The organism is Amycolatopsis sp. NPDC005232 (genome assembly GCF_040607795.1).
GTDB lineage: Bacteria > Actinomycetota > Actinomycetes > Mycobacteriales > Pseudonocardiaceae > Amycolatopsis.
Genome location: NZ_JBEXHL010000007.1, coordinates 84,533 through 100,062, shown reverse-complemented (window position 1 = coordinate 100,062; position 15,530 = coordinate 84,533). Strand labels below are relative to the sequence as shown.

14 protein-coding genes are annotated in these 15,530 nt (G+C 72.2%); 11 read left to right on the top strand and 3 right to left on the bottom strand.

All coding sequences use genetic code 11. The features are described 5' to 3' along the window. Nucleotides 1-9: 9 nt before the first annotated feature. Genes ABZU76_RS15585 through ABZU76_RS15570 form a run of 4 tightly spaced genes read left to right on the top strand, consistent with a single transcriptional unit; the run spans nt 10 to nt 3,833 of the window. Nucleotides 10-1,362 (top strand): FAD-dependent oxidoreductase, encoded by a 1,353-nt coding sequence (locus tag ABZU76_RS15585; RefSeq protein ID WP_354869512.1) that lies wholly within the window; start codon nt 10-12, stop codon nt 1,360-1,362. Between the two features lie 49 nt (nt 1,363-1,411). Beyond that, the gene (locus ABZU76_RS15580; RefSeq protein WP_220242104.1) at nt 1,412-2,245 is read left to right on the top strand and encodes a mycofactocin-coupled SDR family oxidoreductase; all 834 of its coding nucleotides are present in this window, start codon (nt 1,412-1,414) and stop codon (nt 2,243-2,245) included. Then, nucleotides 2,242-3,003: an SDR family NAD(P)-dependent oxidoreductase gene (locus ABZU76_RS15575; RefSeq protein WP_354869509.1), complete on the top strand. Its 762-nt coding sequence runs from the start codon at nt 2,242-2,244 to the stop codon at nt 3,001-3,003. Before ABZU76_RS15580 ends, ABZU76_RS15575 begins: the two co-directional genes overlap by 4 nt. A 29-nt stretch (nt 3,004-3,032) precedes the next feature. Then, on the top strand, nt 3,033-3,833 hold the full coding sequence (locus tag ABZU76_RS15570) for an SDR family oxidoreductase (protein WP_354869507.1): 801 nt from the start codon (nt 3,033-3,035) through the stop codon (nt 3,831-3,833). An 18-nt stretch (nt 3,834-3,851) separates the two neighbouring features. On the opposite strand, the gene ABZU76_RS15565 is transcribed toward ABZU76_RS15570, so the two are convergent. Continuing rightward, nucleotides 3,852-5,612 carry a biotin carboxylase N-terminal domain-containing protein gene (locus ABZU76_RS15565; RefSeq protein ID WP_354869505.1) on the bottom strand — a complete coding sequence of 587 codons (1,761 nt, stop codon included), beginning with the start codon at nt 5,610-5,612 and terminating at the stop codon, nt 3,852-3,854. Between the two features lie 159 nt (nt 5,613-5,771). Between ABZU76_RS15565 and ABZU76_RS15560 the strand changes: the two genes are divergently transcribed. The 7 genes from ABZU76_RS15560 (at nt 5,772) to ABZU76_RS15530 (ending at nt 13,199) form a co-directional block, all read left to right on the top strand. Beyond that, nucleotides 5,772-7,352: a carboxyl transferase domain-containing protein gene (locus tag ABZU76_RS15560; RefSeq protein ID WP_354869503.1), complete on the top strand. Its 1,581-nt coding sequence runs from the start codon at nt 5,772-5,774 to the stop codon at nt 7,350-7,352. Then, nucleotides 7,349-8,158, top strand: a complete 810-nt coding sequence (locus ABZU76_RS15555; protein ID WP_354869501.1) for an enoyl-CoA hydratase/isomerase family protein — start codon at nt 7,349-7,351, stop codon at nt 8,156-8,158. The genes ABZU76_RS15560 and ABZU76_RS15555 overlap by 4 nt, the downstream gene beginning before the upstream one ends. Further along, nucleotides 8,158-8,976: a nuclear transport factor 2 family protein gene (locus tag ABZU76_RS15550; protein WP_354869499.1), complete on the top strand. Its 819-nt coding sequence runs from the start codon at nt 8,158-8,160 to the stop codon at nt 8,974-8,976. Before ABZU76_RS15555 ends, ABZU76_RS15550 begins: the two co-directional genes overlap by 1 nt. A gap of 10 nt (nt 8,977-8,986) precedes the next feature. Next, nucleotides 8,987-10,240 (top strand): cytochrome P450, encoded by a 1,254-nt coding sequence (locus ABZU76_RS15545; protein WP_354869497.1) that lies wholly within the window; start codon nt 8,987-8,989, stop codon nt 10,238-10,240. After that, nucleotides 10,237-10,431, top strand: a complete 195-nt coding sequence (locus ABZU76_RS15540; protein WP_220242096.1) for a ferredoxin — start codon at nt 10,237-10,239, stop codon at nt 10,429-10,431. Before ABZU76_RS15545 ends, ABZU76_RS15540 begins: the two co-directional genes overlap by 4 nt. Further along, complete coding sequence (locus ABZU76_RS15535) at nt 10,428-12,353, top strand: FAD-dependent oxidoreductase (RefSeq protein ID WP_354869494.1); 1,926 nt, start codon at nt 10,428-10,430, stop codon at nt 12,351-12,353. Before ABZU76_RS15540 ends, ABZU76_RS15535 begins: the two co-directional genes overlap by 4 nt. A 153-nt stretch (nt 12,354-12,506) precedes the next feature. After that, entirely contained in the window at nt 12,507-13,199 is a 693-nt protein-coding gene (locus ABZU76_RS15530) for a TetR/AcrR family transcriptional regulator (protein WP_354869491.1), read from the top strand. A 42-nt stretch (nt 13,200-13,241) separates the two neighbouring features. Here the strand turns inward: ABZU76_RS15530 and ABZU76_RS15525 are convergent, their stop codons facing one another. Both ABZU76_RS15525 and ABZU76_RS15520 read right to left on the bottom strand, forming a co-directional pair. After that, on the bottom strand, nt 13,242-14,042 hold the full coding sequence (locus ABZU76_RS15525; protein WP_354869488.1) for an alpha/beta hydrolase: 801 nt from the start codon (nt 14,040-14,042) through the stop codon (nt 13,242-13,244). A gap of 90 nt (nt 14,043-14,132) precedes the next feature. Beyond that, a complete protein-coding gene (locus tag ABZU76_RS15520) occupies nt 14,133-15,281 on the bottom strand; it encodes an acyl-CoA dehydrogenase family protein (RefSeq protein ID WP_354869485.1) in 1,149 nt (382 codons plus the stop codon). Nucleotides 15,282-15,530 lie beyond the last annotated feature (249 nt).

Here is a 15,530-nt window from a genome sequence, read left to right as displayed (position 1 = left end):
GGAGGTTTCTTGTCCTACGACGTGATCGTGCTCGGTGCCGGTGTGTCCGGCCTGGTCACGGCGTCCGTGCTGGCCGAACAGGGCCAACGCGTGCTGCTGCTGGAAAAGCACGCGTACCTCGGCGGGCGGGCGCGCGAGTACCGGTACAAGGGGCACCAGCTCGGCCTCGGCAGCCACCTCGTCGAGGATCCCGGCGACTCGCTGACGAGGGTGTGCGCGCTCATGGGGCTCGACCTCGTGCACTCCGAACGCAGCGACTCCATGCCGTTCTGGACCAATGGCCGGGGCTGGGCGCCGATCCAGGAGCAGTACGCGGGCAGCGCGAAGCAGGGCCTCAAGCGGTGCATCCAGGCGTTGAACGAGACGTCGTACGAGGAACTGGAGAACTGGAACCACGCTTCGCTGCGGGAGTGGATGGCGCAGTACACCTCGGATGAGGGCGTGTACACGGTGTGGGAAGCCATCTCGGTGCTGGAGCAGATCACCTTGCGGCCGTGGGAACACTCGGCCTCGGAGAACCTGTACACGCGCAAGCTGCACTACTCGACGCGGCGCACCGCCGGCTACTCGTTCTGGCCCATGGGCGGCTGGGATGCGTTGTGGCACAACATGGTCGCGGCGTTCGAGGCCCACGGTGGTGAGCTCCGGCTGTCGGCGCCGGTTCGCCGGGTCGACGTGCGCGACGGCGCCGTGCGCGGCGTGACCCTGCGCGACGGTGAGGAGATCGAGGCGCCGCAGGTGGTCGTGTCGGCGCCGGTGTGGGACCTGCTGCGGCTGTTCGACGACGACGTGCTGCCGTGGGACCTCGCGGCGCGCGTCCGCATGCTGGCGGCCAACCGCAACCGGGCCTGCTGGATCGGTTACTGGATCGCCGCGAAGGAGCCGGTGATCGCGATGACCGAGCGGGAGATGGCGTCGTTCCTGTCCACACCCCGCTGCGGCCTGCCCGGCTTCACCCTCAACTTCACCGGCTACGACGGCGGGGTCTCGCCCGCCGGGGAGTATCTGACGTGCGTCGGGGCCTCGTTCGACGCGACCACCCACTACGGCGACCGCGCCTGGCTCGACCGGAAGTTCGCCGAGCTGTGGGAGGACATCGAGGAGATGCTGCCGGCGGCGCGCGGTGCACTGTGGACGAAGCCGCACGTCGTCACCAGCTACGGCGTGATCACCAAACCGGGGCTGGTCGGCCCGGTCCGGCCCGACACGGTGGTCCGCGGGATCGAAGGCCTGTGGCTGACCGGCGACACGACGCGCGCCCGCGGCATCGGGATCGACAAGGCCGCGCGCTCGGGCATCACGGCGGCCGAGGCCGTGCTGGGCAAGCGGCTCGACGCCTTCGCCGGGACGCTGCGCTACTGACCGGAAGTCTTTGAACGGCAACGAGTTTCTTCCAGAAGAGGAGGCGGACATGACGGGACGGGTCGCGGGAAAGGTCGCGTTCATCACGGGCGCGGCACGCGGGCAAGGCCGCGCACACGCGGTGCGGCTCGCGGAGGAGGGCGCCGACATCATCGCGATCGACGCGTGCGCGGCGGTCGAGACGGTGGACAAGTACCCGCCGGCCACCGAGGAGGACCTGGCCGAGACCACTGCGCTGGTCGAGAAGGCCGGTGGGCAGATCGTGGCGAGCAAGGCCGACGTCCGGGACGCCAAAGGCCTGCAGGCCGCCCTCGACGAGGGAGTCGAGCGGTTCGGCGGGCTGGACATCGTCGTGGCGAACGCCGGCATCGCCACCTACGGCATGTCCTGGGAGCTCACCGAGGACATGTGGCAGGACATGCTCGACGTCAACCTCACCGGGGTCTGGCACACCGCGAAGGCCGCGGTGCCGCACCTGATGCGCCGCGGCGGCGGGTCGATGGTGTTCACCAGCTCGATCGGCGGGCTGAAGGGCATCATGCAGGTCGGGCACTACGTGGCCGCCAAGCACGGGATGGTCGGGCTGATGCGCACGATGGCCAACGAGCTCGCCGGGCACCGCATCCGCGTCAACACCGTGCACCCGACCAATGTGGACACCCACATGATCCAGAACCCCGGCACGTGGGGAATGTTCGCCCCGGACGACCCGGCGCCGACGCGGGAGGCGGCGATGCCAGGCTTCCTGTCGCTCAACGCGCTCCAGGTGCCGTGGGTCGATCCGATCGACATCGCCAACGCCGTGCTGTTCCTCTCCAGCGACGAGGCGCGGTACGTGACCGGGGTCGCGCTGCCCGTCGACGCGGGGGCCACGATCAAATGAGGATCGAGGGTTCCGTCGGCCTGGTCACCGGCGGTGCGTCGGGGCTCGGCGCCGGCACCGCGCGGCGGCTGGTCGCGGGCGGCGGCCGGGTGGGCATCCTCGACCTGGCGAGCTCGGCCGGCGCCGAGCTCGCGGCCGAGCTGGGCGAAGCCGCGCTGTTCGTGCCCACCGACGTGTCGGACGAGGCGGCGGTCGAGAAGGCCGTCGGCGCGGTCGCGGAGCGGTTCGGGCGGCTCGACGTGTGCGTCAACGCGGCCGGGATCAGCCCGGCCGCGCGGGTGCTGTCGCGCAAGGGCGAGCTGCACCCGCTCGATCTCTTCCGGCGCACGCTGGAGATCAACCTCGTGGGTGCGTTCGACGTGCTGCGCCACGCCGTCGCCGTGATGGCCCGCAACGAGCCGGGACCGGATGGCGAGCGCGGGCTGATCGTCAACGTCTCGTCGGCCGCCGCGCTGGAAGGGCAGGCCGGGCAGGCGGCGTACTCGGCGTCGAAGGGCGGGCTGGTCGCGCTGACGCTGCCGCTCGCGCGGGATCTCGCGATCTGGGGGATCCGCGTGATGACGGTGTGCCCGGGGATCATGGACACGGGCATGCTGGCCGGGGCCGACGAGAAGCGCCGCGCCGCGCTGATGGACCTGCACGTTTTCCCGAAACGCCTGGGCCGCCCCGAAGACTTCGCCCGGCTCGTGGCGAGCTTCATGGAAAACGAGCTGCTCAACGGCGAGGTGGTGCGGCTCGACGCCGCGACCCGCCTCTGACACACGCCACCGACGACGAGGAGTTTCCGATGTCCCCCAACGCCGCGCCGCTGGCGGGCCGCATCGCGCTGGTGACCGGCGGCTCGCGCGGCGTGGGCCGCGCGATCGCGACGCGGCTGGCGGCCGACGGTGCCGCCGTCGCGGTCAACTACCGGCGTGACGCCGGTGCGGCCGAGGAGGTCGTGGCGGGAATCGCCGCCGAGGGCGGGACCGCGGTCGCCTACCGCGCGTCCGTGGACGACGAGGCTGCCGTCGCCGCCATGGTGCAGCGGATCCGCGTCGACCTGGGCCCGGTTGACCTGCTCGTGAGCAACGCCGGAACGGCGAGCCGCGGCACGCCGATCGCGGACACCGACGAGCAGGAATACCTGCGGCTGCTGCGCGTCCACACGCTGGGGCCGCTCGCGTTGATCCGCGCCCTGCTGCCGGGGATGCGCGCCGCGGCCAGGGGCGACGTGATCGTGGTGTCTAGCGCGATCGTGGAGACCACGCCGGCGGGTGGCGCCGCGTACACGATGGCGAAGGCGGCGATGGAGACCGCCGCGCGGACCCTGGCGCACGAGGAACGGCCGCACGGCGTGCGGGTCAACATCGTCGCGCCCGGCCTGGTGGCGACCGACATGGGCGAGCGGCTCGTCGCGGCGTCCGGCGCGCCGTCGATCGCCGACCTCGACGCGCGCTACCCCTTCGGCCGCGTGGCGCGGCCCGAGGACGTGGCCGGTGTCGTGGCGTTCCTCGCCTCCGCGGACGCCGATTACCTGACGGCGCAACGCATCCTCGTCGATGGTGGCGGGCCGGACGTCCCGATCGTCGCCGTCTCGAAGGCGTGACAGTCGTGACCGCCGGGCTCAGCCGAGTGTGATCAGTGGAGCCCCGGCGGTGACGGAGGTGCCGGGGGAGACGAGGACGGTCCCGACGACACCACCGACCTCCGTGCGCACCTGCATCTCCATCTTCATCGCCTCCAGCACCGCGACGACGTCACCCGAGGCGACCTCCTGCCCGGGTTCGACCCGGACCGCGACCACGGTGGCGTCCATCGGCGCCGTCGGCGGTCCGCCGGCTGCCGCGCCCGCGGTGCTGCCTGATCCGCTGTCGCGCGACGGGCGTTCCGACGGCGCGGCAACCACCCCGGGCCGCTGAGCGCGTCCGTAAACCGCGATCTCGACCGGTCCGCGGTCCGTGGCGATCCGGACCAGCCGGGCGGGCACGGCGTTCGTGCCCGAGGTGTGCGGGGCGGGGGGAGCGGCGGGTGCCGTGGACGGTTCCGGCACCCACTCCCGTTCGACGGATCCCGTGTCGTGCCTGCCTTCCGTGAACGACGCCGATTCGAGGATCGTGCGCAGGTACGGCGCGGTCGTCGGCGGACCCGCGACCCGCAGTTCGCCCAGCGCGCCCACGAGCCGGCGTCGCGCGGTGTCGCGGTCGGCGCCGTGGGCGAGGACCTTGCCGAAGAGCGAGTCGTACATCGCGGGCACCGCGTCGCCGGTCTCGACACCGAAGTCGTTGCGGATCCCCGGCCCCAGCGGCAGCGTCAGGCCGGTCACGGTGCCCGGCGCCGGCCGGAAACCCGCCGACGGATCCTCGGCCGCGATGCGGGCCTGGATCGCGTGTCCGCGCACCACCACGTCGTCCTGCGTGAACGGCAGCGGCTCACCGAGCGCGACCCGCAGCTGCGCCGCGACGAGGTCGAGGCCGGTGACCAGCTCGGTCACGCCGTGCTCGACCTGCAGCCGCGTGTTCATCTCCAGGAAGAAGAACTCGCCGGTCTCCGGCAGCACGAGGAACTCGACCGTGCCCGCGCCGACGTAACCGACCTCGCGCGCCAGGGTCACGGCCGCCTCCCGCAGCGCGGCGCGCACCCGATTCGGCAGGCCGAACGCCGGCGCCTCCTCGATGAGCTTCTGGTGCCGGCGCTGCACCGAGCAGTCCCGGTCGGCGAGGTGGACGACCGTGCCGTGCGCATCGCCGAACACCTGCACCTCGACGTGCCGCACGGGCTGCAGGTAGCGCTCGAGGTGCACCTCCGGCCGTCCGAACGCGGCGCCCGCTTCCCGCCCGGCCGCGGCCATCGCCTCGGCGAGCCCGCCGGCTGACGTCACGACGCGCATGCCCCGCCCGCCCCCGCCGAACGAAGCCTTGACCACCAAGGGAAAGCCGATCCGGTCCGCCTCGGCCGCCGCCTGCTCGGCCGTGAGGTCCGCGGTGCCGGGCGGCACCGGCACGCCGCACTTCCGGGCCACCGCGCGCGCCGCGACCTTGTCGCCCATCCGCGCGATGACCTCGGCGGACGGCCCGACGAACGTCAGCCCTGCCGCGGTGACCGCATCGGCGAAACCGGCGTCCTCGCTCAGCAGGCCGTAACCCGGGTGCACGAGGCTCGCACCGGCCGCCTTCGCCGCACCCAGCACCGCGTCGACGTCGAGGTAGGACGCTCGTGCGGGAGGCGGCCCGATCCGGTGGGCTTCGTCGGCCAGCCGGACGTGCAGCGCGCCGACGTCCGCGTCGCTGTTGACGGCGGCGGCTCGCAGGCCGAGTTCGTGGCACGCGCGGATGATGCGAACGGCGATCTCGCCGCGGTTCGCCACCAGGACGGTCGCCTCTGGCATGTCGGTTTCCCTCACGTCCGTGGTGTCGCTGCACACCCGTCTTGGGGGTTCCGTCGCGGACGACGAGCACCCCGTGGAGAACTGTCTACCAACCAGTCGTCTGATAGTCTAGGGTCGGCTCCGGGGACGGACCACCCGATCCCGGCGAGGGGAGGTCCCGTGACGACGAGGAGCACCGTGCGCGACGACTCGGGTGACGACACCGCCGAACCGGCCGAGGTCACGATGGCCGACCGGCTCGCCGTCCTCCGCGAGAAGCAGGCGGCCGCCCACGCCAGCGGCGGGCCGGACGGCCTGCGCCGGCACCGGGAATCCGGCCGGCTGCCCGTGCGGGAGCGGATCGAGCTGCTCGTCGACTCCGGCTCGTGGTTCGAGATCGGCGCGCTCGCGCTGCCGGAGCTGCGCCGTGAAAAGCCGATCCCCGGCGACGCCGTGGTGACCGGGTTCGGCCTGCTCGACGGCCGGCGCATCGGCGTGATCGGCATCGACTCCTCGGTGGTGGCCGGCACGACCGCCCCCATCAGCATGCGCAAGCAGGGCCGGCTCATCGAGCACGCGCAACGCCACGGTTTCCCCCTCGTCCTGCTGTGCGACGCCGACGGCGGCCGGATGCCGGACGTCTCAGGCTGGCGCTTTTCCGGTCTTCCCTTGGACTTCACCACGTTCCTCAAGCCGCCGCCCGGTCAGCCGGTGGTGCCGAGAGCCGCGGCCGTGCTCGGTCCGAGCTACGGCGACTCCGCCCTGCACGCCTCGACCGCCCACTTCGTGGTGATGGTGCGCAGCGGGTCGATCGCGCTCTCAGGTCCGTCGGTCGTGGAGCCGGCGATCGGCGAGAAGGTCACCGACACCGAGCTCGGCGGCCCGGCCGCGGCGACCGAAGCGGGCAACGCGCACCTCGTCGTGGAGACCGAGGCCGACGCGATGGACGCCATCGCCGCGTTCCTGTCCTACCTGCCCCAGAACTCGACACTGAAGCCGCCGCTCGCGCCGCCGCGCCCGCCGGCCCGGGACCCGCGTGAACTCGAGTCGATCGTGCCCCTCGGCCCGCGCTCGGGTTACGACATGCGTGACGTGTTCGCGTGCATCGCCGACGAGGCGAGCGTGCTGCCCTGGGCCGACGGCTGGGGGCCGAGCCTGCTGTGCGCCCTCGCCCGGATCGAAGGGCGGCCGGTCGGGCTCATCGGCAACCAGCCGATCGTGCGCGCCGGGGCGCTCGAGCCGCCGACGCTGGCGAAGGAGCGGACGTTCGTGAAGCTGTGCGACACGTTCGGGCTGCCACTGGTGTTCCTGCACGACGTGCCCGGTCTCATGATCGGCACCCAGGCCGAGCGCGGCGGCATCCTGCACGGCTACGAAGGGCTCGTGTCCGCGATCGCCGAGGCAACCGTGCCGAAGGTCGGGGTGGTGCTGCGCAAGGCCTACGGTGGTGGGCACTTCGCGATGGGTGGGCGCCCGACCAAACCGGATTTCCTCTACGCGTGGCCGAGTGCAGAGCTGGGGTTCATGGCGCCCGAGACCGGCATCCGCACGATCCACCGGCGCCGGCTGGAACGCGTGCTGGCCGAGGAAGGCCCCGAGGCGCACGCGGTGCTCGTCGCCGAGCTGACCGAGGAGTGGATCAGCGAGGCCGAGCCGTGGGAGGCCGCCGCGCACCTGTCGCTGGACGACGTCATCGAGCCCGCCCGCACGCGGGAGGTCATCGCGACGAGCGTCGAGATCGCCTCGGGAGGACTTGCGTGAGCACCTGGAATCCCGCCGCGGCCCGCACCTTGCGCGTCGAGGTCGACGACACCGGCGACGGCTCGGGCGCGGTCGCGGTGCTCACGATGGACACCCCGGGCAAGCTCAACGCGATGGGCCGCGAATTCTGGCCGGAGCTGCGGGAAGCGTTGGCCCACTTGGCCTCCGACGGCCGCACGCGAGCCGTGATCATCACCGGCGCGGGTGACAAGGCGTTCTCGGCCGGCGGCGACATCGCGAGTTTCGCCGACCTCACCGACGTCGTCGCCAAACGGGAGTTCCAGCAGGACTGCATGCGAACCTTCGCCGCGGTGGAGGAGTCGCCACTGCCGATCGTCGCGGCCGTGAACGGGTTCGCCCTCGGCGGCGGGTGCGAGCTGGCCCTGGCGTGCGACGTGGTGGTGGCCGCCGAGACGGCGACGTTCGGGATGCCGGAGTGCGGTGTCGGGTTGGTCCCGGGGTTCGGGGTGCTGCGCGCGCCGTCGGTGATCGGGCGGCACTGGACTAAGCTCATGATGTTCGGCGGCGAGCGGGTCGACGCGCCCACGGCGCTGCGGATCGGCTTGGCGCAGAAGGTGGTTCCCGCCGCCGAGCTGATGGCCGCCGCACGCGAGCTCGCCGGGCGGTTCGCGTCGATGGCCCCACTCGCCGTGGCCAGCGGCAAGAACCTGGTCAACCGCGGCGTCGACCGCGGCGAGTTCGACCACTCGACCGCCGCGCTCACCACCCTGCACGCCACCGCGGACGCCGCGGAGGGCATCGCCGCCTTCCTCGGCAAACGGCCGCCGAAGTTCGAGGGCCGCTGATGACCGCCCGCCCCGACCCGTTCGTGGCGCTGATGCGCCGCTACGTCAACGACTACACCAACCGCCACGATGTCTCCGTGTGCGCGGAGATCATGGAGCCCGGCTACGTCCTGCGCATGGGCCCGCACGAGGTCGCCGGGCGCGACGACGCGTACATCCCGGCGGCGCAGCGGCAGTTCGAGCAGTATCCCGGGCTGTGCCTGACGGTCCACTCGATCGTCACCGACGGCCGGAAACTGGCTCTGCGGTTCTCCGAACACGGCCGGCGCGCCCGCGACGGGCAGGTCGCCGTGTGGACGGGCATCGGGCTCTACCGTTGGAACGGCCGCCGGCTGGAGACGAACTTCGTGGAGCAGGACTACCTGTCCCGCCGCCGTCAGCTGAGCTCCGGGAACCCGTCCCCGGTCGACCCGCCCGCACCGGCGCCGTGGGACACCGAAGCCGAACCGGCGAACCCCACCGCGGAATCCCTCGTCCGGCACTGGATCGCGTCCGGCGGGGCCGTGCAGCCGCAGGACTCCCCGGCCGCGGTCCGCTTCGACGACGGCGCCGCCGGGCCCGCCTTGCTCACCGACGTCACATCGAGGATCGACGAGCTGTTCTCGGCGGGCGAGCACGTCGCTTTCCGGATCACCGCCACGGGCGCCTACGCCGGCGGGCTCGGCCCCGACGGCGGTGAGGCGGCCCTCGGCACGCCCGCGACCCTGCACCTCGTCGGTCTGGTCTCTGTCGAGGGCGGCCGGATCGGCGGCTGGATCGTCCGCGACCGGCTCGGGCTGGCCCGCGGTCTCGCGCAGCCGGCCGCCGCCGGCTCCTGAGAGGACACCCATGTCTGCCACCGAAAACCCCGCCGTCCCCGACGACCTGCTCGAGCCGTCGGCGAGCGCCGACCCCTACCCCGTCCTCCGCGAGCTGCGCGCCGCGGACCCGGTGCACTGGAGCGAGAAGCACCGCGCGTGGCTGCTCACGCGCTACGAAGACGTCTCGGCGGCGTTCCAGAACAAGGCGTTCTCCAGCGACCGCGTCCGGCCGCTGCTCGCCGCGCGCGCCGAGCGGCCCGACCAGCCGGAGGCGACGACCGCGGTGCTCGGGCTGATGGCGAGCTGGATGGTCGTGTCCGACCCGCCGGCGCACACCCGGCTGCGCAAGCTCGCCGCGGGAGCGTTCAAGGGCCAGGGGATCGCGCGGATGGACGGCATGATCACCCGGATCGTCGACGAGCACATCGACGGCTTCCTCCGCGGCTCGGGCCCGCAGGACCTGATCGAGCACATCGCGTATCCCTTGCCCACCACCGTGATCGCCACGATGCTCGGCGCGGCGCCCGAGGACCGCGACCGCTTCCGCGAGTGGTCCGACGAGCTCGCGCTGGTCGCGTTCGGCGCCGGCGGCACCGCACGGGCCGAACGGCACGAACGGGCGTTGCGCGGCCTGCGGGAGATGGACTCCTACATCCGCGAGCTCATCGCGAAGCGCCGCACCGACCCGGGCGAGGACATGCTGTCCGCGCTCATGGCGCACGACGGCGACGCCGACCACCTCTCCGACGACGAGCTCGTGGCCATGTGCGCCCTGCTGCTGTTTGCCGGCCACGAAACCACGACCAACTCCATCGCCAACTCCTTGCTGGCCCTGCTGCGACGGCCGGACCAGCTCGACCGGCTGCGCCAGGATCCGGCGCTGATCGGCCCCGCGGTCGAGGAGCTGCTGCGGTTCGACGGGCCGATCAAGGTCCTGATTCGCTGGGTCGTCGCGGAGACCGAGGTCGGGGGACGGACGATCTCGCCCGGCGAACGCGTGCACCTCGTGCTGGCCGCCGCCAACCGCGACCCGGCGAAGTTCACCGACCCCGACGCGCTGGACCTCGGCCGCGCCCCCAACCCGCACCTGGCGTTCGGCAAAGGCATCCACGCCTGCATCGGCGCGCAGCTCGCGCGGATGGAGACGCGGATCGCGGTGAGCCGGATCCTGGCCCGCATGCCCGAACTCGCGCTCGCCGGCGATCCACAGTGGAAGGCGAGCCTGGCGTCGCGGGCCATGGAGACGCTCCCCGTCACGCACAGCGCCGGGAGGACCTCGTGAAGATCGGCCAGGTGCCCGACGTCTGCCAGGGCCACGCGCAGTGCTACATCATCGACCCGGAGCTGTTCCCCCTCAACGACGACGGCTTCTCCGGCGTCGCCGCGGAACAGGAGGTGCCGCCTGGGGAGGAGGACACCGCCGAGATGGGCGTCGAGGCGTGCCCGGTCGCGGCGCTGCGGATCCTGCCGTGAGCGCGCTGGACGTCCTGTTCACACCGGTGCGGGTCGGGCGGCTGACGTTCGGCAACCGGCTCGTGATGGCGCCCATGGGCACGTGCTTGGACCAGGGCGGCTACATCACCGACGACACGGTGGCCTACTACCGGCGCCGCGCCGAGGGCGGCGTCGGTGCGATCACCGTCGAGGGCTGCCTGGTTTCCGCGGACGCGGTCGGGCCAGAGCCGCGCCTGTGCGCGCCGCAGTTCGTGCCGGGGTTGCGGCGGATCGTCGAGGCGGTGCGCCCGTACGGATCCGTGGTGGGCGTGCAGCTCATGCACCCGGGCCGCCAGGTGGTCGCCGGCCCGTCCGTGGCGCCGTCGCCGGTCCCGCTGAACTCGGCCGCGCCCACCCCGCACGAGCTGACAGGGCCCGAGATCGAGCGGATCGTCGCCGACTACGCGCAGGCGGCGCGGTTCGCGGCCGAGGCGGGGTTCGACTACCTGGAGGTGCACGGTGCGCACGGGTACCTGCCCTCGAACTTCTTGTCGCCCCGGCACAACCTGCGCACCGACGGCTACGGCGGGAGCCTCGAAAAACGTGCCCGCTTCTCGCTCGAAGTGGCGCGCGCGATCGTCGCGGCCGTGGACCTCCCGCTTGTCTGGCGGCTCAACGGGACCGACGCCGAGCCCGGCGGGTTCGACCTGGACTCGGCCGTCGCGGTGGCGAAAATGCTGGAGGCCGCAGGCGTCGCGTCGATCTCCGTGTCCTCGGGCACCTGGCTGACCCTGCACGAGACGCTGGCGCCGATGGCGGTGCGGCGCGGCCACATGCGTCCGCTCGTCCAGGCCGTGCGCCGGGCCGTGTCGGTACCGGTGATGGCCGTCGGCCGGCTGGACGACCCGGCGCTCGCCGCCGAGATCGTGGCTTCCGGCGACGCGGACCTGGTGCTGCTCGGCCGCGGATTGATCGCCGAACCGGACTGGCCGGACCTCGTGCGCGCCGGCCGGCTGGGCGAGGTGCGTCCGTGCATCGCGTGCAACGCGTGCGTGGACCTGGTCGGCCGCGGCGAGCGGGCGCGGTGCTCGGTGAACCCGGAGGTGGGCCGCGAGCTCACGTGGTCCGTCGAGCCCGCCGCGGCACCGCGAAACGTGATGGTGGTCGGCTCCGGGCCGTCGGGGCTGGAGGCCGCGCGGATCGCCCGGCTGCGTGGGCACCGCGTGTCCGTGTGGGAGGCCGACGACGCGCTCGGCGGCAAACTGTCCGTGGCGGGGGCGGCGCCGAGCAAGCGGGAAGTGTTGCGGTTCCGGGATTTCCAGGCTCGTCGGCTGGCCGAGCTGGGGGTCGAGATCCGCACCTCGGCCCGAGTCTCCGCGGGGACGGTGGCCGAGGAACGGCCGGACGTCGTGGTCGTCGCGACGGGCGCGGTTCCGTTGGTGCCGCCCGTGCCCGGCATCGACGGGCCGGACGTGTACGACGCGCAACGGCTGCTGCGCGGGGAGGTCGAGGTGGTGCCAGGGACCCGGCTGGTCGTCGTCGGCGGCAGTGCCACCGGGTGCGAGACCGCGGAGCTGATGCGGGCCGTGGGCGCCGAGGTGACGATCGTCGAGATGCGCGGGAGCATCGGCCGCGGCATCGAGGCGATCACGCGGCGGCAGCTGGTGAAACAGCTGCGCCACGACGGTGTCCGTATCCTCACCAAGGCTGTGGTCGTCGGGATCGAGCCGGGCTCCGTCCGCTGGCGCCCGGCGGCCGAGGACACAGTCGACACCGCGGCCGACGAGATCATCGAGGCCGATCTCGTCGCGCTGGCCATCGGCTGGCGCGCGACCGGCCCGCAAGTCGCCGCCGAGCTCGCGGCCGACGGCGTCGACGTCCGCATCCTCGGTGACGCCGAAAACCCGGCGGATTTCGTACGCGCGATCAACGCCGGCGCCGACACGGGGCTCGCCGTCTGAGTGCCGGTCGCTCGCCGACGGTAGCGTGATCGCCACCCGCCGGGACCACGGCCGGTGGTTGACTAATCGGTCGTTTGGTAGATTGATGGTTTCGAAAGGTCCGCTCGTGCCCAGTGCGCCCGGCGGCGAAGCTCACGAATGAGGGTGGTCCGGGTGCGGCAGCCGGCGGGCAGGGCGGAGCGACGCGGCGGTGGTTCGCGCAAACCCCGTGAGGAACGGTGGGCGGAGCTGTTCGCCGTCGCCACCGAGGTCTTCTACGAAAAGGGCTACGAAGGCGCTTCGCTGCAGCACATCGCCGACCGGCTCGGGCTGCTCAAGGGGAGTCTCTACTACTACATCCACTCGAAGGAAGACCTGCTCTTCGAGGTCATGAGCGAGGTCCACCGCCAGGGCCTCGCCAACATCGTCGAACTGGCGAGCCGGCCGGGTGACCCGTTGCAGCGCCTGCGCAACGTGGTGATCGGGCACGTCGACCACATGTGCAGCAACCTCACGGGGACCACCGTGTTCCTGCACGAGATGGCGGCGCTGCCGGAGGAACGGCAGGCCGAGATCCTCGGCGGCGAGCACGCGTACCGCTCGGTGTTCCTCGACCTGGTCCAGAAGGGCAAGGCCGAAGGCCTGGTGCGCGCGGACATCGACCCCAAGCTGGCGAGCCTGTCGATCCTCGGGTCGGTGAACTGGGTGTACCGCTGGTTCCGGCCCGGGGGAGAGTTCACACCGAAGCAGATCGGCGAGCACTTCGCCGACCTGATCGTCCACAGTCTCGCGGCCGACGGCGTGCTGCCGGCCGAAAAGCCGGCCAAACCCAAGCGGGGCAAGGAAACCACGGCGTCGGAAAGCTGACTCGCCGCGAGCCGGGTGGTCCCGGCCCGCAGCGGGTGAGGGTCAGGCGTCGAGGAATTTCCGCAGCGCGGCGTCGAACTGCTCGGGCTGCTCCAGGAACGGGCAGTGCGCGGCCTTCTCGATGATCTCCAGCCGGGATCCGGCGATGTGCTCGTGCAGGTAGGGCGCGTTGCCCGCCGGCACCGCGACGTCGTCCGCGCCCGTGATGACCAGCGTCGGGACCTTGATGAGCTCCAGTACGTCGCGGTAGTCCTGGATGATGAAGTCCCACGACGCCAGCGCCATCGCCGCCTGATCGCAGTGGCGCATCTCGGCCAGTGTGGCTTCACGGTCCTCAGGCGATAGCGGGGCGGCGAAGAACGCCGGCAGCAGGCTTTCCGCCGCGGCGCCGAAGTCGCTGCCGACCAGCCCGACCCATCCGAGCAGGCCTTCGAGGTCCGCGAAGCCCAGGTCCCAGCCTTCGGACTTCAGCAGCTTCGGGCTCGCGCCGACCAGCGTCAGCGTGCGCAGGCGGTCCGTCCCGAACAGCTCGACGTACTGCAGAGCCGTGGATCCGCCGCCGGACCAGGCCACCAGGTGCACCGGCTCGTCGCCCGTCCACGCCACGACCTCGGCGAGATCCGCCGCGAGCCGCGCGGTCCGCTGACCGCGGGTGGTCTTGTCCGACTCACCCTGCCCGCGCGGGTCGTAGGACACGACTCGGAACGAGGCGGTGAGTGTCTCGAACTGCTTGCGGAACCACCACGTGGAGACGCCCCAGCCGGGCAGGAGCAGCAGGGTGGGGCCGGCTCCTTCGTCCCGGACGTGCAGCCGGGTGCCGTCGCGCATCGTCAGGTCGGGCATCGTTGCCTCACTCGAATCTACCGGTCGTTTGGTGGCCGAGCTTAGCAGTGGCCCGGGCCACATCCAAGACGGACGCGGCGCCCGCTCGGGTCAAAAGCCCAGCGAGCGGCCGATGATCTCTTTCATGACTTCGGTGGTGCCCGCGTAGATGGTCTGGATCCGGCTGTCGGTCCAGGCCCGGGCGATGGGGTACTCGGCCATGTAGCCGTAGCCGCCGTGCAGCTGCACCCCGCGGTCGACGACGCGCTGGCACAGCTCGGTGGTCCACCACTTCGCCTGCGCCGCCTCGACGGCGTCCAGCTCGCCGCGGCTGTGGGCGAGCAGCAGCCGGTCGACGTAGGACTGCGCGATCTCGGTCTCGGTTTTCATCTCGGCCAGCACGAACCGGTTGTGCTGGAACGAACCGATGGGGCTGCCGAACGCCTCGCGGCTCTTCGCGTACTCCACGCACAGCTCGTAGGCCCGGCGCGCCTGCGCGGTGGCCTGCACGGCGACGGCGAGGCGCTCCTGGCTGAGGTGGTTCATCATCAGGTAGAAGCCGCGGCCCTCGTCTCCGAGGAGGTTGGCCGCCGGCACGCGGACGTCGTCGAAGAACAGCTCGGCGGTGTCGGCGGCGTGCTGCCCGACCTTGGCCAGCTTCGCGCCGCGGCGGAACCCCGCGCGGTCGGCCTCGACGACCAGCAGCGAGATGCCCTTGCGGCCCGCCGCGGGGTCGGTTTTCACCGCGGTGATGACGAGGTCGGCGTTGAGGGCGTTGGTGATGAAGGTCTTGGCGCCGTTGACGACGTAGTGCTCGCCATCGCGCACGGCTCGCGTGGTGATCGCCGCGACGTCGGAACCCGCGCCCGGCTCGGTCATCGCCAGCGCGAGGATGGCCTCGCCGGTGACCACGCCGGGCAGCCAGCGGGCGGCCTGGTCCGCCGTGCAGTGGTCCACGAGGTAGGGCAACGCGATGTCCGCCTGCAGCGACAACCCGAGCCCCGCGCCCAACACATCCGCGGCGGCCAGTTCCTCGTTGAGGATGGCGTTGAAGCGGAAGTCCGCGCTGCCGCCTCCGCCGTGCTCCTCGGGTGCGGAGATGCCGAGCAGCCCGACTTTCCCGGCGGCGCGGAACAGCTCGCGGTCGACGCGGCCGTCGGTTTCCCACCGTTCACGGTGCGGAACCACCTCGGTCGCCACGAACCGCCGGACGCTGTCCCGGTACGCCTCGTGTTCGGCGTCGTACACCGCGCGCTGCACCGCCCCACCCCGCTTCTGTCGGCTGGGGCGAAACTACCTGACGTCTGTTTGGTGAGTAAAGGCGACGACTGGTGCGTGCCGGCGGGGACGAGCGGGGTAGGCGGGCCGGTGTTCCCACAACGAGAGCCCGCTTACCCCGCGCGCCTTCCGCCGCGAACTCGCCGAAGGTGCCCGAGCGCACCCGCGGCGGGGGATCCGCGGTAGCTCGCCGTCCGCGTCCGCGGCGCCCGGGGGAAAGCGGCGCGGACG

Excerpts from the sequence above, each read along its gene's own strand:
- ABZU76_RS15580 (WP_220242104.1), top strand. The coding sequence starts at position 1,412 with ATGACGGGACGGGTCGCGGGAAAGGTCGCGTTCATCACGGGCGCGGCA.
- ABZU76_RS15575 (WP_354869509.1), top strand. The coding sequence starts at position 2,242 with ATGAGGATCGAGGGTTCCGTCGGCCTGGTCACCGGCGGTGCGTCGGGG.
- ABZU76_RS15570 (WP_354869507.1), top strand. The coding sequence starts at position 3,033 with ATGTCCCCCAACGCCGCGCCGCTGGCGGGCCGCATCGCGCTGGTGACC.
- ABZU76_RS15565 (WP_354869505.1), bottom strand. The coding sequence starts at position 5,612 with ATGCCAGAGGCGACCGTCCTGGTGGCGAACCGCGGCGAGATCGCCGTT.
- ABZU76_RS15550 (WP_354869499.1), top strand. The coding sequence starts at position 8,158 with ATGACCGCCCGCCCCGACCCGTTCGTGGCGCTGATGCGCCGCTACGTC.
- ABZU76_RS15545 (WP_354869497.1), top strand. The coding sequence starts at position 8,987 with ATGTCTGCCACCGAAAACCCCGCCGTCCCCGACGACCTGCTCGAGCCG.
- ABZU76_RS15525 (WP_354869488.1), bottom strand. The coding sequence starts at position 14,042 with ATGCCCGACCTGACGATGCGCGACGGCACCCGGCTGCACGTCCGGGAC.